This window comes from Maridesulfovibrio salinus (assembly GCF_055394525.1).
This window is the reverse complement of record NZ_AP042461.1, coordinates 3,261,612-3,285,008: the sequence shown is the minus strand read 5'-3', so window position 1 is coordinate 3,285,008 and position 23,397 is coordinate 3,261,612. Positions and strand designations below refer to the sequence as shown.

Annotated in this window: 20 protein-coding genes; 15 read left to right on the top strand and 5 right to left on the bottom strand. The window is 47.1% G+C overall.

What is annotated here, in order from left to right:
• Window positions 1–19 precede the first annotated feature (19 nt).
• Complete coding sequence (locus ACZ5PW_RS14905; RefSeq protein ID WP_464555123.1) at window positions 20–2,203, bottom strand: KAP family P-loop NTPase fold protein; 2,184 nt, start codon at window positions 2,201–2,203, stop codon at window positions 20–22.
• Between the two features lie 275 nt (window positions 2,204–2,478).
• On the opposite strand from ACZ5PW_RS14905, the gene ACZ5PW_RS14900 reads away from it, so the two are divergent.
• From ACZ5PW_RS14900 to ACZ5PW_RS14860, 9 genes are all read left to right on the top strand, one after another.
• On the top strand, window positions 2,479–2,679 hold the full coding sequence (locus tag ACZ5PW_RS14900) for a hypothetical protein (RefSeq protein ID WP_464555120.1): 201 nt from the start codon (window positions 2,479–2,481) through the stop codon (window positions 2,677–2,679).
• A 125-nt stretch (window positions 2,680–2,804) separates the two neighbouring features.
• Complete coding sequence (locus ACZ5PW_RS14895) at window positions 2,805–4,502, top strand: hypothetical protein (protein WP_464555118.1); 1,698 nt, start codon at window positions 2,805–2,807, stop codon at window positions 4,500–4,502.
• A 285-nt stretch (window positions 4,503–4,787) separates the two neighbouring features.
• Window positions 4,788–5,498 carry a substrate-binding periplasmic protein gene (locus ACZ5PW_RS14890; protein WP_464555116.1) on the top strand — a complete coding sequence of 237 codons (711 nt, stop codon included), beginning with the start codon at window positions 4,788–4,790 and terminating at the stop codon, window positions 5,496–5,498.
• Between the two features lie 158 nt (window positions 5,499–5,656).
• Entirely contained in the window at window positions 5,657–6,250 is a 594-nt protein-coding gene (locus ACZ5PW_RS14885) for a phage connector family protein (protein WP_464555114.1), read from the top strand.
• Window positions 6,251–6,252: 2 nt separating this feature from the next.
• Window positions 6,253–8,349 carry a phage tail protein gene (locus ACZ5PW_RS14880; protein ID WP_464555113.1) on the top strand — a complete coding sequence of 699 codons (2,097 nt, stop codon included), beginning with the start codon at window positions 6,253–6,255 and terminating at the stop codon, window positions 8,347–8,349.
• Window positions 8,350–8,354: 5 nt separating this feature from the next.
• The gene (locus ACZ5PW_RS14875; RefSeq protein WP_464555112.1) at window positions 8,355–8,831 is read left to right on the top strand and encodes a hypothetical protein; all 477 of its coding nucleotides are present in this window, start codon (window positions 8,355–8,357) and stop codon (window positions 8,829–8,831) included.
• Between the two features lie 14 nt (window positions 8,832–8,845).
• The gene (locus ACZ5PW_RS14870) at window positions 8,846–9,565 is read left to right on the top strand and encodes a hypothetical protein (protein ID WP_464555109.1); all 720 of its coding nucleotides are present in this window, start codon (window positions 8,846–8,848) and stop codon (window positions 9,563–9,565) included.
• Between the two features lie 193 nt (window positions 9,566–9,758).
• Window positions 9,759–13,652 (top strand): LamG-like jellyroll fold domain-containing protein, encoded by a 3,894-nt coding sequence (locus tag ACZ5PW_RS14865; protein ID WP_464555107.1) that lies wholly within the window; start codon window positions 9,759–9,761, stop codon window positions 13,650–13,652.
• Entirely contained in the window at window positions 13,652–13,876 is a 225-nt protein-coding gene (locus ACZ5PW_RS14860) for a hypothetical protein (RefSeq protein WP_464555104.1), read from the top strand. Before ACZ5PW_RS14865 ends, ACZ5PW_RS14860 begins: the two co-directional genes overlap by 1 nt.
• Before the next feature lie 73 nt (window positions 13,877–13,949).
• On the opposite strand, the gene ACZ5PW_RS14855 is transcribed toward ACZ5PW_RS14860, so the two are convergent.
• Window positions 13,950–14,930 (bottom strand): DUF3089 domain-containing protein, encoded by a 981-nt coding sequence (locus ACZ5PW_RS14855; RefSeq protein WP_464555102.1) that lies wholly within the window; start codon window positions 14,928–14,930, stop codon window positions 13,950–13,952.
• A 270-nt stretch (window positions 14,931–15,200) separates the two neighbouring features.
• Between ACZ5PW_RS14855 and ACZ5PW_RS14850 the strand changes: the two genes are divergently transcribed.
• From ACZ5PW_RS14850 to ACZ5PW_RS14835, 4 genes are all read left to right on the top strand, one after another.
• Window positions 15,201–16,385 carry an aminotransferase class I/II-fold pyridoxal phosphate-dependent enzyme gene (locus ACZ5PW_RS14850; RefSeq protein WP_464555100.1) on the top strand — a complete coding sequence of 395 codons (1,185 nt, stop codon included), beginning with the start codon at window positions 15,201–15,203 and terminating at the stop codon, window positions 16,383–16,385.
• Entirely contained in the window at window positions 16,382–16,978 is a 597-nt protein-coding gene (locus ACZ5PW_RS14845) for an alpha/beta hydrolase (protein ID WP_464560429.1), read from the top strand. The genes ACZ5PW_RS14850 and ACZ5PW_RS14845 overlap by 4 nt, the downstream gene beginning before the upstream one ends.
• 251 nt (window positions 16,979–17,229) lie before the next feature.
• Window positions 17,230–17,991 (top strand): methyltransferase domain-containing protein, encoded by a 762-nt coding sequence (locus tag ACZ5PW_RS14840; RefSeq protein ID WP_464555098.1) that lies wholly within the window; start codon window positions 17,230–17,232, stop codon window positions 17,989–17,991.
• A 101-nt stretch (window positions 17,992–18,092) separates the two neighbouring features.
• Window positions 18,093–18,773 carry a CBS domain-containing protein gene (locus tag ACZ5PW_RS14835; protein ID WP_464555095.1) on the top strand — a complete coding sequence of 227 codons (681 nt, stop codon included), beginning with the start codon at window positions 18,093–18,095 and terminating at the stop codon, window positions 18,771–18,773.
• A 79-nt stretch (window positions 18,774–18,852) separates the two neighbouring features.
• Here ACZ5PW_RS14835 and ACZ5PW_RS14830 read toward each other — a convergent pair whose 3' ends face one another.
• Together ACZ5PW_RS14830 and ACZ5PW_RS14825 are read right to left on the bottom strand one after the other, a co-directional pair.
• Window positions 18,853–20,427, bottom strand: a complete 1,575-nt coding sequence (locus ACZ5PW_RS14830; protein WP_464555093.1) for a DUF3369 domain-containing protein — start codon at window positions 20,425–20,427, stop codon at window positions 18,853–18,855.
• Between the two features lie 30 nt (window positions 20,428–20,457).
• Complete coding sequence (locus ACZ5PW_RS14825) at window positions 20,458–21,615, bottom strand: ATP-binding response regulator (protein WP_464555092.1); 1,158 nt, start codon at window positions 21,613–21,615, stop codon at window positions 20,458–20,460.
• Between the two features lie 219 nt (window positions 21,616–21,834).
• On the opposite strand from ACZ5PW_RS14825, the gene ACZ5PW_RS14820 reads away from it, so the two are divergent.
• Window positions 21,835–22,065, top strand: a complete 231-nt coding sequence (locus ACZ5PW_RS14820; RefSeq protein ID WP_464555090.1) for a hypothetical protein — start codon at window positions 21,835–21,837, stop codon at window positions 22,063–22,065.
• Window positions 22,066–22,098: 33 nt separating this feature from the next.
• A complete protein-coding gene (locus ACZ5PW_RS14815; protein ID WP_464555088.1) occupies window positions 22,099–22,509 on the top strand; it encodes a hypothetical protein in 411 nt (136 codons plus the stop codon).
• Window positions 22,510–22,587: 78 nt separating this feature from the next.
• Here the strand turns inward: ACZ5PW_RS14815 and plsY are convergent, their stop codons facing one another.
• Complete coding sequence (gene plsY / locus ACZ5PW_RS14810; protein ID WP_464555086.1) at window positions 22,588–23,172, bottom strand: glycerol-3-phosphate 1-O-acyltransferase PlsY; 585 nt, start codon at window positions 23,170–23,172, stop codon at window positions 22,588–22,590.
• Window positions 23,173–23,397 lie beyond the last annotated feature (225 nt).

The window sequence follows — 23,397 nt, the reverse complement described above, 5'->3', positions numbered from 1 at the left end:
TTGTTGTTATAGTGTGTATTTACTTTGAGCTGTTTTGATTTGATAACTGTGTGATGTTTTGCATATAATTAGTAAAAAAATCTCTTCTTGTGGCATCCATATCTGGAGTATCCAGTAAGTGATTATTAATTGTTTGCTCAAGCGTATTTATGTTAAAGAGCTGTCTTAAAATTTTAAGTTGGAGATCATGGGGATAATTGTATTCTTGATTTCCAAAAAAACCGTTTGCTGTCATTAAAAAAACATGTAAGTTACAGTGATTTCTTGATATATTATTTGTAAAGTTTTGTATAGTATGGTTTTTATAAAGAATAATGCATGTTGCTACTGTTTTGTATGCACTTATGCTATCAATATTAGAAAAATTATTTTCAATTTTATGTAATAATTTTTTTGCATTACTTTTTTCTATTCTTTCATAGTCCTCTTGTTTCGTTGTCGTTAGAGTGTGTAATGCATGAGCTAGAACAATTATGTTATGATAATCTTCATTAAAACATGTTAGTGTTTCGATTGTGAAGTTTTTATCCTCAATATAGTAATATAGTACTCGCTCTAACCTCGATTTGATATGTTTATTGGTCTCATGAAACTCAAGATGAATTAAAAAAGACAAGTAACCACAAAACTTTTCATGTTCGTCAATATGTTTAAGGATATCTCCAAATGTATCAATTACTAACAATTTTGGGTGTTCTGTCGTGAGTTCATTATAAATATCAATTATAGACTCAGCGTCTTGTGCATACAAAAGTTTGCTTTTTTTGTATTCAGGAAGGTTTTGGTTTATATTTAAAATAAAATACTTGTCGAATGATTGGCTGCTAGATATGCATGCACTTGGTGAAGAATTAGGGCCAGCGGGCAACAGTGACTTCACTATCCTTTGAAATATATGTGCATAATTAGAATTTTTATAGGGGTATAAATCATCTAGCTTGATTTTTCCTTGTAGTCTATATATCTCATCATGTAGTTGAGGCTCAAAATATTTTATCCACTCTATGCATAGAACATCTATAAGGTCACATTCTAAATATCCATCATGAATGTGTAACGGTATAATTGTTCTTATTAAGTTGCAGTATCTTTTTACATCTCTGATAGTTTCAAATGGCGCTAGAAACCCCTTTTCAATGATGCCCCGAAATCTTTTTTCATCGAATCCTAGCCGATCATTGCTGCTCACATGCTGTTCAATTGCTAGTTTAATAATTTTTTCAGCATAATTATTTATGTTAATCTTATTTGATTTTGGCAACTCTATTGAGTGTTGAACTATTTTACTTAAAAAATTACTTGAGCTTACCTCTGGGTCTTTGGAAAGTAAGTTTTCGAGAATTGCCCTGTCAAATGATAGTAAGTAATTAGTGTTACAGAAATCAGCATTAATTTTTATCATGAGTAACAAATTTCTAACTTCAGATTTCGTGAGTCTATCAATATCGTCTATTATAATAATAAGTTTTTTTTCTTCTTTTTGCAGTATGTTTTGAATTTCGTTTTTTATATCTGAAGTTGATTTTGTTTCTGATAGAAAATTAAAATAACTTAAGACCGGATTGGCTAGAACTCCTAGGATAGGTATTGATATTAGTCCAATTGCAAAATATGGAGCAATTTCAACTAACAAGTTTATTTTTATGTAATTTAGGCTGTTGCTGAAACTCGGGTACATGGCACATAGTGTTCCGAGTCCAAGGAGTATATTGCTAAAAGTTTGGATTTCATTTTTTGTTTTTATCGTTCCGCCAATTAAATTTTTATATAGTTTAATTTTCTTTGCTGTTTTTTTGTAGTTGCCAGATGTTTTTACTTTGAATAATTTTGCAAGTTCTTCAAAAAAAGTATCTTGAATTTTGTTAGTTTCTGCAAAAGATGCAGGGTTAAATTCAAATATTAATTTGTCCTTGGATTCAAGTTCTTGTTTTACCAAGTTTATCACTGATGTCTTGCCTTCTCCCCATTTTCCAGTAAGTGCTACAATGAAAGTTTCATTTTGACTTCCCCAATTGAGTAAGCCATGTGCTAAATTTTTTACGAAATTTTCACGCTCAAGTTTATCTTCAGCTAAAGATTGGATTGGTCCATGTTTGTAGGAATTATCATCCCTGATTTCTGATTGGTGCTCAGACGACGATGTGATTTTAGAAAATAATTCAGTGATGCAATGTGGAAAGTATTGGTGGTATAGAAAAGGCACAAATTGCTCCGACTGTGATTCGTATTTGGTGAAATTTAAATTCGGTATAGCATATATCATTAACTGATTAAGATCGTCAAAATATAAGTTGTATGTATCAGGATACGTCACCGTCACCTTCGGTCAACCGAAGAGTTCACCACAAACCACACCACACATCCGATCCACAGAATCACCAAAAAAATCAACCCACCCCAGTGACCAAATCAAACCAATCAGGATAACCTTCAATTTTCATGATTATTCAACAATATGAAATTGAAGGAGATTTACTGATGCATGGACTTGACGATTCACTGTGGAGCGTAATCTTTTCCTATACCAGAAAACAAGCAATCGAAGACGGAAATTTAATCGATGTGACCGAACAGGCCAAACAGATCGGATTCAAGGTTTATGTCTTCCCCTGTTCTGTATCGGTTAACCCCAGAGAGGTTCGTCCTTCTGACTCAAACACGAATCATCATAATGAGTGATGGGTTGTTTGTTGTGCGATAGTATATTGCTATTATTTATTTTGGTTTAAAATATAAAGTTTTGTTAATGATGTGACGATATGGCTTATAATTAGTTTACTTTAATTATGTTGTTGGAGAGCACAATGACAGACGCCATATCATTTTCAGGATTCAAAAATATATATGTTTCGCGAGAGCCGATTGATGCGACTTCTTCTGCTGGTCAGGATTCAAATGATAAAGTTCAAAGAAAAAAGGATATTATAGACCTCTCCAAGGAAGCTGAGATTATCTTGAATGAGAAATCCAGAGAACCGACAGAAGAGGACCACTCCTGGGCTGCTTTTGGATTCGGGGACGGAAGCTTTAAGCTTGATAATGGCAACCATCAGCTGGTGACCATAAAAGATTCAAATCTCATTATTGAAGAATACGATGATAAAAACAAACTCGTGAGAAAAGTAGAAGGTAACCTGACTGATGAGGGTGCGGTTCTTAATACTCAGATATTCAACAAAAATAATAAAGTAATTCAGGAGATCACAACAAGTTTCACGGGGCTCACTACAGGCGATAACAGCTCCGCCAGAGTTTCTAGATTTGCGCAGTGGTTTGATGACGGCAAGGTGAAGCGGACCATGGAAGATTCCATGCTGCTCAAATCCAGATCTGTTGATATAGACTCTATGATGTCGTATGGAGCGCAAAAAATTACGGATGATTTTAATTCATTACTCGCAAAACAGACTCATGATTTAAATCGCACCAAGTATGAAGCTGCCATTGTTGAATACAATAACGGCAAGAAATCCAAGGAAGTTCATATTGAACAGAAGGGACAATTTGTTAATCAGAGCAACAGATCGTATCTGAAAGTGGATGGTATGGACGGCAAAACGACCAGAGAGTTATCCCAGAGTTCTTCCCTTGAATTAGTCACCGTGGATTATGATCTTGATGGAAATATTCAGCGGCAGGCCCGTTGGAATGAGTCTTTCTCGGATTCCATCGATTCGACTGGAGGGATTTTAAGACAGGGAATGGATGTGTCCTGGTATAACGATGGTGAATTGGTCAAGAATGAGCACAGTTCGGTCAAGGTTGAGGAAACAGAATCATCCAAGCTCCCGAAGAGGCCGAATATTCTCGAGGTGCTGGGAATTTCTCAAGAGGATTACACCCGTGGAGATACCCCGAAGTCCGCATCGCAGCTTTTGGCAGATCCGTTAATGGACAGTTCCGCCCGTTCTTCCTTTTTTGTTGATAATATAAAGAAGCATACTTCAAAAGGTGATTACAAAACTGCATCGATGGTTGAAAAAGATAACGTAGCGGACCGGCCTTATGATATGCAATGGTCCAACACTATTTATAAAGACGGCAAAATAGTCGCCAAACAGGAAGATACTGAAAAAGCCCGCAAGAATCCCCTTAAGCATGGCCTTGAATTCTGGACAGGCCACGGCCTGACGGAATCGGATGTGCCGGCAACTATAAAAAGTGCCTCACATACTGACATTAGTTATGAAAATGGGCAGGAGAAAAATTCAGCGACCATAAAAATATCCGAGAACGCGAATCTTAATCACAATGGTCCGGACTCCATAACAACTGATGTGCACGGAACGCAGAAAAAAGGCTTTCAGCAAACAGATATCCACAAGTCGGTTCACGGCAGAATCGAGGCAGCGGATACAGACCTTCACGCCGGTTCAAAAAGAATTTCAAAACTTGAAGGACAGCTTCTGGAAGATACCCTTGAAAATTTCAATCTGCTGGATAAAAATAATCCTGCACCAAAACTGAAAGAATATCATGTCCGACTTAAAACAGATTATTAACGCATATGCCCTAGTCTAATAATTTAGATTTGAAGAGTTCCGTTTCACTGTACAGTACAATAACGGCTGTATGTTTACTTCGGAGCTCTGTTCAAATTCCCATACAATTTCCCCTCGTGGTTTATTTAATCCCTCTATTATGTTATAGTGGATACAGCGGGCTTTTATCTGCCTGAGCAGTTCGGCACATGACCGGGTATCAGTCTTTAATAGAGGGAACGGGGTATGAGGTTTCGGTATTTATTTTTAGTTATCTGCCTGTTTTTATTCAGCAGCGCGGAATCAATGGCGGGAACTGTTGTAATCTCAACAGGGGAATATCCGCCTTTCTGTGGAAGTTGTCTGCCCCATCACGGTTTCATAAACCATGTGGTCAAGCGTTCTTTCGAGCGGGTGGGGATGAATGTCCGTTTTGAGTATTACCCCTGGGCAAGGGCTTTCAAGCTTGCTTCAAGCGGCGCTGTGCCCGCTGTTTCCTACGTTTATAATACTGAGCAGAGAAGAAAGAGTTTTCTGGTCAGTGAACTGATTACCTATGAAAAAATACATTTCATGCTGCGAAGAAACACTTCATTGAAAGGCGGGAATCTGAAAAAATCCTTCAGGGGCATGACAGTTGGACTCACAGTGGACTACTCCCAGCCGGAAGAATTCATGAAACTGGTAGATGCCGGGGATGTGAAATATGAATATGCCAAGAACGACCGCTTGAACATAGCCAAGCTGCTGAAGGCCAGAATAGACGCTGTTCTGATCAACAAGAATGTGGGAACCATCATACTGGAAAAGCATTTCCCGGAACAGATCACGAAGGTCTACTTTGATAAAAGGTTCATGTTCAAGCAGCAGGGGGTTCTCGGGTTTCCACTTCATCATCCTGATTCCGCTTTTCTGCAGAGAAAGTTCAATGAAGGATTACATCAGGTCAGGAAATCCGGGGAGTATGAGAAGATGTTCAAGGATTTTTTGAAAGGTGAATATTCTGAATGCCGCTGATATCCTTGCGATCAGGACGTTAGCTGATATGACATAAATTTTAAAAACTTCGCAGGGCGGACCTGAGTTGGGTTAAATATGTCCGCCCGCGGGGGGTATCCTGTTCTTTGAGCACTGGTGAAATGGTTCGCAAGTGCAAAAAGAAACAGGAGAAATTTATGGCAGTATCAGAAATCAAGATCTGCAACCTCGCTCTGCGCAAGCTCGGGGCAAGGCTCATTGAATCGCTCAGTGACAGCTCACAGGAGGCTGTTACCTGCAATCTCTTTTATGAACAGGTCCGTGACGCGGTCCTTCGTGAGCATCCATGGAACTTTGCCGCGGCCCGTGTGCGGCTGGCAAAGCTCGCCGATGCTCCGGCTTTCGGTTATTCCTTCCAGTATCAGCTTCCGGTGGACTGCCTTCATCTGCGACAGCTCAATTCGGCAGAAGACGAGTTCGTGGTGGAGGGCGACAAAATCCTCACCAACCGGGACGGCGCATCAGCTGTCTACACCATGAAAGTCACCAATCCGGTGCTTTTTGATCCTTCCTTTGTCATGGCCGTCTCGGCCCGTCTGGCCGCTGAGATGGCTGACGATATCACCGGTTCCACCAGTAAGGCCCGTGAGATGTGGACCCTCTACCTAAATGCGATGCAGTCGGCACGTCTGGCGGATTCCGCTGAAGGGCGTGAGGATGAAATCCTCAATGATCCGTGGCTGGAGGCCCGAGGCCTTCACGGCATTGATTCACCGCTGTGGAGGGCATAAACATGTCCGTTTCACTTATAATGACCAACTTCAGTGCGGGTGAGCTTTCTCCCCGGCTGGGCGGGCGTGTAGACCTCGCCAAATATACCAACGGGCTGTCCCTGCTGGAAAATATGTTCACCCATCCGCACGGCGGGGCTTCAAGGCGTCCGGGATTCCGTTTCATCTGTGAATCTCTGGGCCGCAACCTCGTGCCGGAGGGAGCTTTTGACGCTGATACAGACTGGACGGCAGGCCCGGGCTGGACTGTCTCCGAAGGCAGGGCCGCAAGTGACGGAAGCCAGAGCGCGCCATCGGTTCTCAGCCGTGACATCGGACTGGCGGAGGGTAAGTTGTATGAGATCGCCTTCACCGTCTCGGGCTGTGTAGCGGGTGAGTTGACCGTCTGCGCGGGAGGAGGGGCCTTGAGTATCCCGGTCACAGCTGACGGAAGCTACACTTTCCGTTCGGTCTGCGGAGCTTCATCTGCGGTTGAAATGACCGCGGACACAGATTTCACAGGTGCGGTCGAGGGATTTATCGTGCGTGAAACCGGACCGAAAACCCGGCTAATACCCTTTGAATTCTCCACCGAGCAGGCCTACGTGCTGGCCTTTACGGACAGGAATATCCGCATATTCAAAAACGGTGGTATGGTGGTGGATGAAGAAGGGCGTCCGGTGGAGATTTCAAGCCCTTATACCGAAGCCGATCTGGCGGGACTTCGTTACACCCAGTCCGCGGATGTGATGTATCTGGTTCACCCCGAAGTGCAGCCCTACAAGTTGTCACGCAGTTCGCATGTGGACTGGAAAATGGAGATCGTACCTTTCACCTCACCGCCTGCGGAATGGAACAGTGAAAAGGGCTATCCCTCCTGTGTGACGTTCTTTGAAGAGCGGCTGTGCTTTGCCGCCAGCCCGCAGAAGCCGCAGACCGTCTGGATGAGCAAGAGCGGTTCATACGAGGATTTCGGCATTTCCGATCCGCTGGTGGATGATGATGCCTGCACTTATACCCTTTCGGCGGATCAGGTTAACGCCATCCGCTGGATGGTCAGTTCCAAGAAGCTGATCATGGGTACTTCCGGCGGAGAATGGTGGCTCGGCGGGGGCAGCAGCGCGGATATGGTCACGCCGAACTCGGTCATGGTGCGCCGTGAAACCACCCACGGTTCATCTTCCATACCCCCTGTGGTGGTCGGCGGGATAATGATTTTCCTGCAGCGTGAAGGGCGCACTGTCCGTGAGCTTTCCTATTCGTTTGAAGCTGACGGTTATATCGCCCCTGACCTGACCATACTCGCGGAACATCTGACCCGCTCCAATTCCATAACCGAATGGGCCTACCAGCAGTCCCCGGATTCCATCATCTGGATGATCAGGGATGACGGCATGCTTATCGGGCTTACCTACCAGCGCGAACATGAAGTCGTTGGGTTCCACAGGCATGGCACTGATGGGCGGTTCCGCTCGGTCTGCACGATTCCCGGACCCACTCAGGAAGAGGTCTGGGCGGTGGTGGAGCGTGAGGTGGACGGCATAACCCGCTGTTATGTGGAACGCATGGAGAATCAGTTCGTCGGAGAGGACAGCCGTGATGCCTTTTTTGTGGATTCCGGCCTGACCTATGATCAGGAGATTGCGGATACCGTATTCACCGGGCTTGACCATCTTGAGGGGAAAACAGTCTCTGTTCTGGCTGACGGTGCGGTCCGTCCTGATGTTCCGGTTGTCGGCGGGAGCATCTCCCTTGCTGCTCCGGCAAAGGTCGTTCATGCGGGGCTGCCCTACACATCAAATATGCAGACCCTGCGTCTTGAGGGCAGCTCCATGAACGGCGGCACGGCGCAGGGACGCAAAAAACGCATTTCGCATGTGACGGTCCGGCTGTTCCAGTCTCTGGGGCTTCAGGTCGGTTATGACAGCGAGCACCTTGAGCGTGCTCCGTTCAGGACATCGGCGGATAAGGTAGGCGGAGCCCCGTCCCTTTACAGCGGCGATTATGAGGTCAAGTTCAACCGAGGTTACGACCGTGACGGACAGATCTATATCCGCCAGGATCAGCCCCTGCCCATGACGGTACTGGCCCTTATCCCTGAGGTTTCGGTCTACTCATGAGCAGGATGGGCAGAAAAACAAAGGTCACTCTGGGCATACCCACCATGGATGATCTGGAGTTTGTGGCGGCTATGGTGCGTCCTTCGGACAGGAATGACATGGAGGGGCTGCATCCGGGCAGGCCGCTCAAGGAAGTTATCCTTGAAGATGTGGAACATTCCCGAATGGTTTACGGGCTTTATCTCGGAGGAGTGGTGCATGCCGTTTTCGGTGTAATCCCCAGAGGGGAGGGACGTGGTACCCCATGGCTTGTGGGAACGTCCGCGGTGGAGCGTTGTCCCCTGCCGTTCACCAGAGCTTCCCGGGTGCTTCTGGATATGATCCAGAAAGTGTTTCCACTGCTGGATACATGGGTCTGCGCGGAAAATGAAATAAGCATCAACTGGCATTGCTGGTGCGGTTTCGAGTTCGCACCGGAACCTGTCCGGCTGGGGCGGGATCTTTATTACCGGGCGGTGCGAAGAATCAACAGCAAAGAATAATGGAGAATTGATAAATGGCAACAGGAGTAATGACAACAATGGCAATCAGCGCGGCAACCAATGTCGCGGTGGGAGTGGCCGGAAATGTGTTTTCCGGTCAGCCGGTGAGCATGGGCAGTGTTGCGGGCGATGCCCTGAACGGGGCCGCTAGCGGTGGAGCTTCCGCGGTCTCCGGTGGCGGCGGTGCAGGAGGCGGGGGTGGAGATTTCACCGCCAGTGACGCTTTTGGTATGATGTCCAGTTTCGGTAAATCCGTTCTGGGTAACAGCAAGGCTCTGGGAGAGACGCAGTATAATTCGCAGATGGCTGAACTCCGCAACTACCGGACCATGCAGCAGGGTATTTACGGTCACAATGTCAGCCGCAAGGAAGCTGAGATAGTCAAGAAACAGGCGGACATCAGGCTTGCCGCGCTTCGCAGGGAGATGTACCGCCGCAACCATTCAGTCGGCGGATACCGTGGGGTAAGGCTTGATTCCGGTTCGGTGGTGGCCGCAGAAGAGGATCTGATCAAACAGGCCGAATATGACATGGAGCTGGTCAAGTATCAGGCCGACATAGATGCCGGAAGGCATGAGGATCAGGGAAGAATGTCTCTCTGGAACGCTCAGAGTTCGACCACCCTGAACCAGAATGAGATTGATAAAAGGGAAAGTGATGCAAGGTCGTCCATCGGCCAGTCCGTAAAGAATTCAGGCATCAATATGGCTGAATCACTTCTGTCAGCAGGATAAGTTCATATTGAGACGAAATTGCTTTTTCGGCCTGCGGTTTGAATGATCTTTGACATATGTGCACAGCACTCGAAAAAACTGCATTTTTTTGCAAGGGCGGACCTGAGTTCTATGAACTATGTCCGCCCTTTTTTTTACAGTTGGAATCAAAGGCAGGAGCTGAACTAGTATTAATCAATAAAAGGAGATTTTTATGACAGTTGTTTCAAGTGGGAACACCATAACCTTTGCCGGGGACGGTGTTCAGACTTCCTTTGATTTCAATTTCCGAATCTTTCGGGAGGATGACCTGTGCGCTGTTTTGCGCAGCAGTTCCGGTGAAGAGCGGAAACTGAATCTTGGAAGTGATTTTCTGATCGTGTCCGGAGTGGGCAGCGATTCCGGGGGGAGAGTAAGTTATCCGGTTTCAGGCAGTCCCCTCTCTGAAGGGGAAACCATCACCCTTTACCGGGAGATTCCTTATTCACAGGAACTGGAACTGGTGGATAACGATCCCTTTTCCGCTTCACTGCTTAACGAGGCTTTTGACCGCGGCGTTATGCGTGACCAGCAGTTGCAGGAACAGGTCGACCGCGCACTCAAGTATGACATATCGACTCCGCTTGAGGAGCAGCTTTCACCGCAGGAATTCATGCGTTCCGTCAGGCAGACCCGTGACAGCGTTTCAGAGTCCATGGAAACGGCTGAAGCGGCCAGAGCGGGAGCGGTTGAAGCTGAAAACGGGGCATGCAGGGCAGAATCAGGTGCTCAGGATGCCCGTTCGGGAGCTGAGGCGGCAAGGGATGAAGCGCAGGCCGCCCGTGACGCCGCCCGTGAGATCGCCCTCGGGGATGTGGCGGCGTTGCGCAGTCCCACACCTGTTCTCTCCGGTCCTGTGGAAGCAGCCGAGGGAACCGCCATATCAATACAGATTACGGATTATCAGGAGGATCCGGTAACCAGTTACGACATTGATGTTTCAGGTTTCGGTTCCGTGTCCATTGCCGGGGGCGAAATTAGCTGGCAGCTCGGTAATGTTGATGCGGACGCAAACCGTTCCATAGAGGTGCTGCGCAGAAAACGGGGCGAATTCCATTCCGAGCTGGCCCGTCATACCGTGCTGGTGAGGAAGGTGGCTGTTCAGGACGGGCCGACAGTGGTCTTTGCCGACAGCTGTGCCGGATGGGATAAAGATCCTGATCAGGAAGGTATTCAGCCACCGGCCCGCTCTGTAGCAGCGGAAAACACCAATCAGGTGGCTTCCGCGCTTATGGAAATCACCTATACCGGAAGCGAAATTGCTGTACTCGCAGGAACAACAGCGGATGTTCTCCAACTGGCTGAACCTGTAGCAGTGAATGAGTTTCTTATTACCGATCAGGGGGAGACAAGTGTAGAGAGTGTCGCGGAAAACCAAACCGCAGGGGCGACAACCTTAAAGGAATACTGGGGAAGTGGTTCCGGTATTTCCTATTACACGCATATAGACACGGAGAACCCTCTTCCGGCAAATGCGACATTAACAAGAGCAAGAGGTAACTTTAATACCGGAGCTGTTTCCGTCCCGGCATGGTGTGTGTTCCGTCATGATGGAGGGGATAATTATACTTGCGTTTATCGTAAGGCATTCACACCAACTACGGGTTTTGTCCCTTGCGACTATAAAGTGCCGGACGATGGAGGTACTTATTATTTCGGCGTCACCACTGCCAGTATGAGTATGTACGGCGGTGTTTCAAGGGCGGGTGCTGTTTCGAACGCGACAGGTTTCAGTGCAGGCAACAGTGGATCTTTCATAGCGACACAAACAACGATGAGCACTGATTTTGAGTACACAGTTCCGGGTGTCACTGACTACGCCGCAACCATAAGTACAGCACTCCCCGCAACTCCGACAAAGGTGTTCAGGAATCCGCTCTGGCGGCCTTTGGCTCTGACTGGCACACAATCAGTCACAACCTTGAAAACTCAGGATGAGGTTGTTCAAGGCGAGAAACTTAAGTTGCCTGAAAAGGAAGTTATTGCGGGAGTAGTGGCCGAGGAGGTGATAAATACTGTTTCCGAGCAGCAACCTTTTGGTGACGATTCCTGCCTTGCTACCTATCAAATGAATAACGATGGTAACTGCCCGAGCCTTGGCCCTAATGGGGATACGATTTCCTCAGGGGTCGTTAGATGGGAGCCGGGAAAGTATGGGGAAGGTGCGGTCATAGGCCCAACTACTTCACAGGATTACGGGATAACCGTTGACTTCAATAACTTTGCTATAAGTTGGTATATTAACACAGCTAAGGGCGACACCAAGAGTTCTGTTATGAACTTTGCTGACGCTAATAGCTATGTAGGTCTATGGGTTAATCCAGATGCTTATGTTGAGTTGTTTGGTGATTCTCTTACGTTTGATACAGCCCTAGTTGATGATGGAACAGATCATCATCTGGTAATCACAGGAGACAAAACCAACGGACTGAAAGTCTACATTGATGGCAATGAGGTAGCGTCTAAGGCGACATACGGCACAACAGCCACCATCCCCTTGTATAAGTTTGGATACGGGGCGGGTAACGCAGCTATGTACTACGACCAACTTCGTTTCTTCAACAGGTCTTTGACTAGCGAAGAGGTTCAGAAGCTAACAAACGAGGTATCCACTATTTACTCCGTAGACCTCACCCACGAGAACTTGACACAGGTTCCCACAGCGGCAGCAAAGAAGTCTGACATTGCGCTAAAACTTGGTGCGGGGATAGCTGGTGAGTACCTTGGGCCGGAAGTGCCTTTGTCTCTAAAGAAGGTACAAAACGTAATTCCTGACATGAATGCTGCAACTACACAAGGATGCACAATAACTGCCTCAAGTATCTTGTCGCAGGATTATGTTGCTTGGCTTGCAGGCGCTCACGATCATCCGAATTGGGGATGGATTGCGGACAACTCTCTTTCTCCCCAGACTCTAACATGTCTGTTCGACTCTCCAGTTGATATCTATGAATATGAGATACAAGCTATCAATCTTAATTCGGTTGATTACAAAGGTACACCTACCGAATTTAGTGTAGAAACTTATGATGGCTCAACGTGGATGCAAGTCGACTATCAATCCGGCTTGGCAAATTGGAGTCAGGAAGAGAAACGAAAGTTTACTCTCTCAGCATTACAGGAAAATTGCTATGGAATAAGGATAAACTGCATGGACGCTGAAAGGCCAGAGTATAAGTCTATCGGTCAGTTCTCTGTTTTTCCAAAAGCAGAGTCAACAGCCTCAACCCTCGTATTCGAGTCCTCTGAATCCATCAAAGATAGAATATTTGTCAGTGGTGGGCTTCACAATGATATCGAAATTGACGGGGGCAGGCATGAATTATCGGCGGTTGCAGAAAACACTACCCAGATTACTGAAGGTGTTACACCTGCCCGAGACTTTTATTCATATGGATACGTTCACAAATACTATGTCAATAACAGGGTAAAAGTCCCGAATGGAAAAACCATAAGCGAGCTTGGCATATGGACAGATAGCGAAAACACTGTTCCTTATCGTTTGTGCATCTTTAAAAAGCTGAGTGGAGATAACCTTGAGATTGTTGCAAGAACCGCATCTCATGCTTTCTCTACTGGTGAAGAGTGGCAGCCTCTTGAATCTCCTTTCACTGTTCCTCAAACGGGGGACTACTATGTAGGTGCGGGGGTTCCCAGTGGTGCTAATGAAGGTCGTATAACATGGCCAGAAGCAACGGACCCGTTCAGTGGATGGTTGTGTGAAGACTTTGCATCTGATGCATTAGGGTCGACAGGGGCGTTTACCCTTTATCAATATACCTCAAATGTCGGGTATCGGTTTGCAGGAAGTCTATACACCACAACCGCAACCCTCGTGACCCCTCTTGCTCAGGCTCCCACCGGAACGGAAACGGTAATTATACCGGACCGCTGTAATTTGAGCCCTGCATCACTGGCCGCTCAGGTGGCAGGCGAAGAGCTCAAGATCACATCCGATATGATAACTCTGGAACAGGATCCGAATCTCAAGCGTTTGGCGATGGCGGTTAACGGACCTTCTGAAATGCGTTTCAAGTCCGGTAAAATCTACATTAAGGAGAATGTCTGATGGCCGATTACAAACATTTAGTGGAAGAGGGGAACGGGTATTCAATTCACCGTGAAGTCCCGGCCAAGCGGACTTCCGATGATTTTGATCTTACCCAGATAAGCAGTGAAACCAGACTGGCTTGCCGCAGGGTTATGATTGATGGCGGGGCCACCCCGGCAGATTACCGGCATGTGTTCGAGTCCCTTCTCGGACGGGAACTTGTGGAAGAAATATTGAAATAATAAAAAGAGGTTGGTCCGTAGGGGCCAACCTCTCCAACTGTCCGCATTCGGCAGTAACTCAAATAGAATCAGTCTATTGCTTTTCCATAAATGCCTTGCAGCGTAATTCTACATTTTCCTTAACATTTCCGAAAAAGAAGTCGTAATCATAACGATGGTAGACCTGTTCGCCAAGAGACATACTCAGCAGCACCGCAACATCCTGTCTGGGTGGAGGTATTTCAAGCGCGCCTTGACTGTTGATACGCGCGGCAGTGAACCCCGCAATCTGAAGCTGTCTTCCGGGAGCCAGAAAGATTCTTGCCATCCTGTTCATTGATGCCGGATATTCCTCCATGTCCGTAGTCCATGAAAGGGGATTCACACAGCGGGCTCCTTTCATGACGGTGGGGGATATCCCTCCGGGACCGATGGTATTCCAGGTCAGCAGGCATCCGGTCTGGTCGGGGCTTTCACCAAGGGGCAGGTTCATTTTTTCCAGATCGCTGTCAGTAAAAGTCCAGCCGGGCATATATGCTGCCACCAGTTTTGATTTATCCAGCAGATCCGGATTCTTGATAAGAACTTCCTGCAGAATGTTTGATCCCTGACTGTGGCTGGCAATGATAAAAGGGCGGCCCTTGTTCAAATTGGCCAGATAATACCTGAAAGCGTTTTCAATGTCGCTGATGCCCGCGGACATATATTCTTTCTTGTGTTTATCATCCATCTTCATGACTTCTATGTTCACCTGACGGTAGCGCGGTGCGAAAATATTGCAGCTGTCCTTGAATGCTTCGGTTATCCATTGCACCGTATCACGGTCAGTGACCATGTTAAGCTCTTCGTTATCAAGATCGGCGACCATTTTGTCATTGGCGGGCGGACCGTATGTGGTGGGGTGTACGAAGAAAACGTCTATTTTTTGGGTCGGTTCATCCTTGATGGACCAGTACCTGTCATTGGAATAGTCAGGGGCGGCGGGAAAAGAAGTATTGTTGTCAAGATAGCAGGCCACAAGCAGTGAAAGTCCTATTGTCGCTGATAAAAGTCCGAATACATTTTTCAAATTCATGGCATCCTCCCCTACAATGAATTTACACAAATGATATCATGGGCATAATCGAGATTAACCTACAATAGAAAAGTATATTGTTATTAATCTTTGTTTCTTTATCACACCCTATCTGCTTTGTCCTGATAAATTAGAGCTTTTTTTTTAAGTAAAATCATGGTTGCTATTCCGGCTTATGAGTTTTACCTTCTTTCTTTCATATTTTGAGCTTATATCCGATTATCTTTTAATACTTCCCTGACCAGCCAGGAATGCCGGAATTCGTTTTATATGGCCCCGAAAAGTATATACCGCCGCATAGAAGGCGAACTCAGCGAACTTCAATCCGCTTCGGCCCTTCGTACCGTGCCGCCGGTTGAGAATGGTGCGGATAAGGTCCTCTCTTTCAAAGGCAAACCGCTTCTCAATCTCGCCTCCAACGACTATCTCGGTTTTGCGGGAGAACAAAGTCTTAAGGATGCTGCCCGGGATGCTGTGAAGGAGTACGGCTGCGGAGCTGCCGCGTCACGTCTGGTTACCGGAAATTTCAGGCTTTATGATGAGTTGGAGCAGGAACTCGCAGACTTTCACGGTTACGGGGAAGCCATGCTTTTCAGCTCCGGCTATGCTGCCAACCTCGCCATAATGGACGCTTTTGCTGACAGGAAAAGCGTCGTTTTCTCCGACAAGCTGAACCACGCCAGTATCCTTGACGGAATCAGGATGTCCGGTGCAAAGCAGGTCCGCTACAGGCATAATGATCCCGAGCACCTTGAAAAACGTCTGGCGGCGTTCAGTTCCGTTGAAAACAAAATTCTGATCACGGACACGATTTTCAGTATGGATGGCGACCTCGCTCTCATGGAGCGTGTTGCGGAACTCTGCGACCGAAACGATGTAATGCTGGTGGTGGACGAGGCCCATGCCGAAGGCGTTTTCGGCGGCGGTCGAGGGTTATGCCGGGAAAGGGGGATCGCTGACAGGATCGACCTGCATATGGGAGCATTCTCCAAGGCTTTCGGTTCACTTGGCGGGGCTGTATCCGGCAGCAGCGATCTTATTTCCTATCTGCGTAACAAGGGTCGTTCTTTTGTCTTCAGCACCGCGCTGCCTCCGGCTGTTATCGGAGCCGCACTCGCGGGATTGCGTCTGGTGGTTTCCGAACCTTCACGCGGTGAAAGGCTTTTGAAAATGAGCGCTGAGCTCAAGGAATTTCTTGAATCGCTGGGATTTGACTGCGGCGATTCGCAAAGCCAGATCATCCCGGTAATTCTCGGTGATAACGATAAGGCTCTTCAGGCTCAGAAACTGTTGATGGTCGAGGGGCTCTATGTTGCCGCCATACGTCCGCCGACTGTCCCACCGGGAACGGCAAGACTGCGACTGTCACTCCGGGCTGATTTTGAGGAAGCCGACCTTGAGCGGATAAGAAAGGCTTTTGGCGTTCTGCAAAAGGAGGCCGCCCTGTGGAAATGATTTTTGTTACCGGATGGGCCGGAGATTCTGCCCAATACCCGTTGATTTCCGGGCAGTCCCGTTTTCTGGTCCCTTTCAAGGATTTTGAGCCCGGAGACTTGTCCCCCATGCTTGAAGAAGGCGGGGATGTTCTGGTGGGCTGGTCCACCGGGGCTCATATTTTGCTCAAAGAATGCCCGCACCTTTTTTCGAAGTTCAGGCGGGTTGTTCTGGTCGCTCCTTTTATGGCATTTACGGATTCATTCCCTGAAAGGCTCCTGCGGAACATGATTGCGGGCATGGATGATGATCCGGCTGAAGTTGTTTCTTCATTTCATGTAAATTGCGGTGAGGAACTGGAACTGGATTTTCAGGTTTCAAGAATCCCGGAACTTGTCAGGGGACTGGAGTTTCTTATCACTTCCAAAATAGAAAATGCTGTTCCGCCGGATTTCAGTAATCTTACTATCGTTCATGGGAAGAAGGACAGAATTGTAAGAAAAAAAGCTTTCAAGCGGGTAATGGAAACCGTTACCGGAACTGATATTATTGAACTCGATTGCGGTCACAAGGTCCCGGAAGACTTTCTGCTGCGTATTATAAACAATGAATGATTGCCTGAAGCTGTTTTTTGTAGAGTCGACAGGCCGGTACATAACAGAATCGTTTTTGGTTAAATTTTAAAAAACAGGTTTCTCTTTTATACTTAATCTTCAGCCGGGCTTTGCTGGTTTGTTCGTTGACTCAATTTATATCTTTGCAGATCTAAGCATTCTGAAGAGCTTTGGATTTTAAATCCCTTCGAAGTTTCCATACATCCGGAGGGAAGGGAATCACAATAAACGTTAAGCGCATTAAAATATTAATGAATTGTAACAAAGAAAGAATCCGCCAGTGTTTCGGCAAGGCCGCCGCAAGTTACAGCGATGCTGCTTCGGTCCAGCGTGAGGTCGCGGCCCGTTGTGCCGCATTGTGCCCTGCGGGTGATTATTCGAGGGTGCTTGATATAGGTTCCGGTGTGGGCTTCCTGCATGGCGAGCTTGAAAAGCGGATAGGTTTCGGTGAGTATGTTTCACTCGACCTTGTAAGACCTATGCTGCTTGAGCAGCGCAAGGTGGGCAATGCTTCGCTGGTGGCTGCAGACGGTGAACTCCTGCCTTTTGCTGAGAACAGCTTTGATCTTCTGGTAAGTTCTTCGGCCATGCAGTGGTTCAGTGATCCCGAAAAATCCATTGCTGAAAGCTTCAGAACTTTGAAACCCGGCGGAAGTTTCAGCATAGCCATTTTCAGCCGGGGGACACTGCGGGAACTTGCCGATGTCAGCGAAAGGACGGGATTCGGGTCGGTAAAGGAATTGAAAGATGATTCTTTCTACCGTGATATTTTCTCTTCAATTGAAGGTCTTGAGGTCAGTTTTGCCGAGGCTGCCCATGAAATCTGTTTTCCTTCAGTGAAGGCTTTTCTTAAAAAGCACAAGATGACCGGGGCGGTTGCTTCCAGCGGTAATATCTCCTGGGGCAAGAAAAAATACCTTCGGTTTGTTGAAGAATATGAGAGATTATACAGGGGAGAAGCGGGAATCAAGGCCACTTACATGGTCTTTCTCGCTTACGGACGGAAGTTGTAGCAGAGATTCAGTGAGAGTAACTCTGCCGCTGTGTATGCTTTCCAGCCGTGTTAAGTGAAAATTATCAGAAATATCTAGATGATGAATTTCAGGAGTTTTGTATGTTAGTAGGGGACTGGATGACCGAAGAGGTGTTCACCATTCTTCCGGGGGCACCTGTTTTCGAGGCCATGGAAATGATGCGCGACGCGGGAATAAGACAGATTCCGGTAGTGGAGCCCTCCGGGCTTGTTGCCGGTATTGTCTCGGACCGTGATGTGCGTGATGCCATGCCGTCCAAATTTCTGCCCGGTGACACAGCCAAAGCTCAGGGTGAAGGGCTCCTTGCTCTTAAGGTCAAGGATATCATGACCCACGATCCGATAGTTGTGGCTCCGGAAACATGTATGGAAGTGGCCGCCGAACTGCTGCTTGAAAACAAGATCGGCGGATTGCCTGTTGTTGATGATTACGGTCTGGCCGGGATTGTTACCGAGGTGGACATCTACCGTTTTCTGACCACCGTCACCGGCGTTGGCAAGGGCAGTTCACAGTTTGCTTTCGTACTTGAGGATACAGCCTCCGCACTGGAGGAACTGCTCAGTGATTTATGGGCGCGCGGCGTAAGGCTTTCAACTGTTTTCACATCCTACGAGAGGGTTGATCCCGGTCAGCGCAGGGTGTTTGTCTGGGTGCAGCGCATGGATGACAATACAGTTGAACAACTTGTGCTGCATCTTAAACGTGCTTACGATCTCAAGTACCACGTGCACCGGGGGCAGACCTACAAGACCGAATTCTAGTTCCCGGATGATTGTGCAGGCAAAAACGAACCCCGCCGTATCATGCTGATGCGGCGGGGTTTATCATGAAGTCTTGTTTTTACTGGTCCTGATACTTTTTGCGGACTTCCATAATCTTGTCCAGATTATCGAAGAACAGATCCACCAGATCGGGGTCGAACATTGTTTCACGGTTTTTCTTGAGATATTCCAGTGCCTGGTCAACAGACCATGCCTCCTTGTAAACTCTTTCGCTGCAAAGCGCGTCGAAAACGTCCGTTACGCAGAGAATACGTCCCGCGATACTTATCTGGTCACCTTTAAGTCCTTGCGGGTAGCCAGAACCGTCCCAGTATTCGTGGTGTTCGTGGGCAATGGTGGCCGCTGTCTTGAGCAGTTTGCGGTTGCTGGCCCGCAGGATGTTGTAGCCTATTTCAGTATGCGTGCGCATTACCTGGAGCTCTTCTTCAGTGAGCTTGCCGGGCTTGAGAAGAATGGAGTCGGGAATGCCTATTTTACCCACATCATGCATGGGTGAGGCGTAGTAAAGTTCATCCACTTCCATCTGATCCAGACCGCTGGCAATACCCAGAATTCTGGCAATTTCGGAGACTCTTATAACGTGAAATGCTGTTTCCTTGGACCGGAACTCGACAACTTCACCGAGCATTCTCACTATTTCCTTCTGGGTATCCAGAATTTCCTGATTCAGATAGATATTGTCGAAGGCGACACCTACATTGTCAGAAAAAATACGCAGCAGGTCTTCATCCTGTTCACAGAAATTTCTTTGCCCGCCCTCAACAAAAAGCAGATGCGATCCTTTCAATCTGGTCGGCAGGTATCCGATGTAATTGTTGCCCATGAAACAGCCGTGTCCAATCTTGCATACTTCTTCAAGTAAAGTTCTACTTTCATCTGTGAGTTCCTTGCATTCGTCAACGGAACTGGTGCAGGAGGAATATTTTCCGGTAGAGGCTATTATCTGCATTTCCTTCTTGTCCGGGCTGGAGACGGCGACCCCGTTTCCTTCCATGTATACGGAATCACGCAGCCCCATCAGGGAAATGACCTGAGTCAGCACCCCCTGAGCCAGTCGGCTTACTGATTTCTGCTGAAAAAGATTACTTGAGGCTTCAATGATGTGCTTAAGCCCCATGCGGTTCTGTTCAATGATCTGGATATCACGATACGAGCGGAGAGCGGAAAGCACTGAAGTGAATAGCCTCTGGGCTGTCAGTTCGGCCTTATGCTTGTAATCGTTGATATCATATTCAAGTATCACCTTGCGCTCCGGAGCCTGACCGGGCTGTCCTGTACGCAGGATTATCCTGACCCTGCGGTTTTTAAGTTCACCGCGTATAATGCGGACCAACTCCAGGCCTGCGTGGTTGGTTTCCATGACAACGTCAAGCAGTATAACCGCAATGTCATGGTCATTCTTGATAATTTCCAGAGCTTCTTCAGCGGTGTACGCACTGAAAAATTCCAGTCTGGCCCCTTCGAATTCAAAGTCGTCCAGAACAAGGCGGGTAGTGCTGTGCACGTCTTCTTCATCGTCAACGATGAGAATCTTCCAGCTTTTGGTTGGCCGCTTAGAATCCTCTTCCTCAACTGGGGTTTCTTCGGCAAACAGGAGTTCATCATCGTCAAATGGTCTGTCGTCAGCTATCATTTACTACCTCACTCTGATTATCACAGACAGTTACATTGGTATTCTCAGAGAAAATACAGCTCCATTTTCATCTGAGCGGCCGACATGCAGCATCCAGTTGTATCCGCTGACTATCCGGTCCACAATGCTCAGTCCCATACCCACAGCTTCCGGTCTTTTGGTGAAAAATGGATCAAAAATAAATGGCAGGTCAGTCTCGCTTACCCCGTCACCATTATCGCTGATGTCAATGATGCAGGAGTTGGGGGTTGCTTTTGCTGCGACCTGAACACGCGGAGAAGATTCATTGCAGAAAAACACCGCGTTTATCAAAATTTCTTCTAGAGTCTTCTGGAAAAGATCGGGCTTGGCATCGATCTCAGCATCCGCAAGCGAGACTTCAAATTCAACATTTTTGCCCATTTCCCGGGCATAGTCCCGTGCGGTCTCAACGGCTGCCTCAGCTACTTTACGCAGGTCGGTATCTGAATGATCACAGTAGCTTATTGCCGCGAACTCTGAAACGCTGTCCACTATTTCTTCCAACCTCCCGGATTCCTCGGAGATTGTTTCCAGATATTTGAGGGCGTCAGGCTGGCCTTCAATTTTTTTGGAAGCCAGATTGGCGAATCCGTTTATGGTCATGGTCCTATTGCGGATCTGGTGGGCTACTGACATGGCAAGCTGGGCAAGGCTGGTCCGGTTCTTCTCTATTTTGAGCAGATCACGGTAGGAGCGTAGGGCGGTTGTCATGGAAGTGGACAGTCGCTGGGATGTTATCTCCGCTTTCTGCCAGTAGTCGTTTATATCCAGTTCGGTGATTACCTTCTGTTCAGGAGCGAAGCCGGGTTGCCCTGTCCGCAGGATAATCCGCATGAACTGGTTGTTGAGGACTTCCCTTATCTGGCGGGCTACATCCAGTCCCGCTGTATTGGTTTCCATGACAACATCAAGAAGAATTATTGCAATTTCAGGGTCTTCCTTTATAATTTTCAGTGATTCTTCCCCGCTGTAGGCACTAATAAACTCGAGGCTTCTTCCTTCAAAAAAGAAGTCTCCGAGAACCATGCGGGTCATGGAATGAACGTCCGGTTCATCATCAACAATAAGAACTTTCCACTGGGTAAGCTGATCCGGCTCCAGTTCTTCTTCTGATTCTTCTCCGGAAAAGAGCAGTTCATCGTCTTCAAATATATCTGAGGTCTGCATTTAAGTCCTTTTGGAATCATTTTACATATAATTAATACCTTGGTTTAGACATTACCCTACTTTAATGAAAAGTTAAACATGTACTTCCAAGAAAGTTCAAAAAGTAGGTCCGATAAAATATGGTTTAATATGGTGTCATTATTGTAACATTTATTTTTTCTTGAATAATCGGAAAGGATAACTTAGTCTCCCGCAAGTAAGTAAAAAAAGGATGTGATTATGGTCGAACTGGTTTCAATAGCAGTTGCCTTTGTGGTGTTCGCATTTATTGTTTTCTCCACATATTCTTCAAGGAACGAGAAATTTGTCCAGCGGAAAAAAGCGTATGAACTTAAAGAAGCACATATGAGCAAATCCATGGATATGGTACGGTCCGAGATAGCTCTGTTGGAAAAGGAAATTCTTTCGACCCAGTCCCGTTTTGAAGAACTGGACAGTTTCTCCGGCTGATGCCGCTCAACCTGATACCGGAATTTATATTTCATGATATTAGCACTGATATTGATAACGGTCGGAGCGGTGGCTACGGTTCTGGCCTGCAAATCCATAATCTCCGGGTTTGAAGCCAAAGACGAAGCTCTTGACGGAAAGGAAAAGGCTCTCAATGATGAGCTCAAGGAGCTTCGGGAGAAACGCCGTGCCCTTAAAAGGGATCTTGAAATGCTGCAAAAGGAACTCAAGGACGGAGACAAAGCAGCTAAAGAAAAATCTGCCGCACCCAAAACATCACTGAAAGATTGGATGATCGACACCGGACAGATTGAATCCGTACAGTTTCAGAAGGCTGAAAGGTATGCGGATGAAAAGAACCTGGACCTGCTTTCGGCTCTCCTTACCTTGAATATGATCACTGTAGATACTTTTGAGAAAGCCAAGAAAATGAAGCTTAAATAAAAATATTTTTGCAGAATAATTAAAAGCCCCCGTTTTTCCATGAAAAAACGGGGGCTTTTAATTTTGTCTTTCAAGCGACTATTTTTTCTTCCAGGATATTTCCTCACCTTTGGCAAGCCGCTGGATGTTGGCGCGGTGGGTCCAGAAGAGGAGCAGTGTTACACCGCAGGCCAGAGGGACCATGCCGATTTTGCCGGTGATCAGGCAGAAGACCGGAAGGACTACAGCCAGAGTAAGTGAACCCATGGAAACAAATCCGGACAGGTAGATAACAGCAAAAAGGCAGATGATTGAATAGAGAATTGCAGCCGGGGCAAGGGCGAAGAAAACCCCTACGGTTGTGGCTACGGCCTTGCCGCCTTTCATGTCCATGAACATTGAGAAGACGTGCCCCAGAATAGCGGCCGCGCCCACCAGTGAAATGAAAATCCAGTTGTGGCTGTACTGTGAAGCCATGATCACCGGAATGAATCCTTTGGCTACATCAAGTACAAGAGCCGCGACACCGTATTTGAAGCCGCAGAGGCGGGCAACATTTGTCGCGCCGGTGCTCCTGCTGCCGTCATTGCGGATATCGATTCCGCAACAGATTTTACCGATGAAGAGCCCGAAGGGTATTGAACCCAGGAAATATGCGAAAATCAGCCAGAATATCCAGAGCATGCGCTAACTCCTTTCAGTCTTTTCCGTTTCCCGTCCCCGCAAGAGGGGTATGACACCTCTTTTCCGCATCAATGAAGTGCCGGCCATTGCAGGGAGCGTATATTTGATTGGTTACTGTCCGGTTATAAAGCCTTGAACGATGTATGTAAGTCGTTACTGTCTTTAAAAACCTGATTACATATATGATAAATTCAGCCAAAAAAACAGTCTGAAATTTCAGCCGCA

Bases quoted from the DNA above. Each gene is read 5' to 3' on its own strand.
- ACZ5PW_RS14900 (WP_464555120.1), top strand. From the start codon at position 2,479: ATGCATGGACTTGACGATTCACTGTGGAGCGTAATCTTTTCCTATACC.
- ACZ5PW_RS14895 (WP_464555118.1), top strand. From the start codon at position 2,805: ATGACAGACGCCATATCATTTTCAGGATTCAAAAATATATATGTTTCG.
- ACZ5PW_RS14890 (WP_464555116.1), top strand. From the start codon at position 4,788: ATGGCGGGAACTGTTGTAATCTCAACAGGGGAATATCCGCCTTTCTGT.
- ACZ5PW_RS14885 (WP_464555114.1), top strand. From the start codon at position 5,657: ATGGCAGTATCAGAAATCAAGATCTGCAACCTCGCTCTGCGCAAGCTC.
- ACZ5PW_RS14880 (WP_464555113.1), top strand. From the start codon at position 6,253: ATGTCCGTTTCACTTATAATGACCAACTTCAGTGCGGGTGAGCTTTCT.
- ACZ5PW_RS14875 (WP_464555112.1), top strand. From the start codon at position 8,355: ATGGGCAGAAAAACAAAGGTCACTCTGGGCATACCCACCATGGATGAT.
- ACZ5PW_RS14870 (WP_464555109.1), top strand. From the start codon at position 8,846: ATGGCAACAGGAGTAATGACAACAATGGCAATCAGCGCGGCAACCAAT.
- ACZ5PW_RS14865 (WP_464555107.1), top strand. From the start codon at position 9,759: ATGACAGTTGTTTCAAGTGGGAACACCATAACCTTTGCCGGGGACGGT.
- ACZ5PW_RS14860 (WP_464555104.1), top strand. From the start codon at position 13,652: ATGGCCGATTACAAACATTTAGTGGAAGAGGGGAACGGGTATTCAATT.
- ACZ5PW_RS14855 (WP_464555102.1), bottom strand. From the start codon at position 14,930: ATGAATTTGAAAAATGTATTCGGACTTTTATCAGCGACAATAGGACTT.
- ACZ5PW_RS14850 (WP_464555100.1), top strand. From the start codon at position 15,201: ATGGCCCCGAAAAGTATATACCGCCGCATAGAAGGCGAACTCAGCGAA.
- ACZ5PW_RS14845 (WP_464560429.1), top strand. From the start codon at position 16,382: ATGATTTTTGTTACCGGATGGGCCGGAGATTCTGCCCAATACCCGTTG.
- ACZ5PW_RS14840 (WP_464555098.1), top strand. From the start codon at position 17,230: ATGAATTGTAACAAAGAAAGAATCCGCCAGTGTTTCGGCAAGGCCGCC.
- ACZ5PW_RS14835 (WP_464555095.1), top strand. From the start codon at position 18,093: ATGTTAGTAGGGGACTGGATGACCGAAGAGGTGTTCACCATTCTTCCG.
- ACZ5PW_RS14830 (WP_464555093.1), bottom strand. From the start codon at position 20,427: ATGATAGCTGACGACAGACCATTTGACGATGATGAACTCCTGTTTGCC.
- ACZ5PW_RS14825 (WP_464555092.1), bottom strand. From the start codon at position 21,615: ATGCAGACCTCAGATATATTTGAAGACGATGAACTGCTCTTTTCCGGA.
- ACZ5PW_RS14820 (WP_464555090.1), top strand. From the start codon at position 21,835: ATGGTCGAACTGGTTTCAATAGCAGTTGCCTTTGTGGTGTTCGCATTT.
- ACZ5PW_RS14815 (WP_464555088.1), top strand. From the start codon at position 22,099: ATGATATTAGCACTGATATTGATAACGGTCGGAGCGGTGGCTACGGTT.
- plsY (WP_464555086.1), bottom strand. From the start codon at position 23,172: ATGCTCTGGATATTCTGGCTGATTTTCGCATATTTCCTGGGTTCAATA.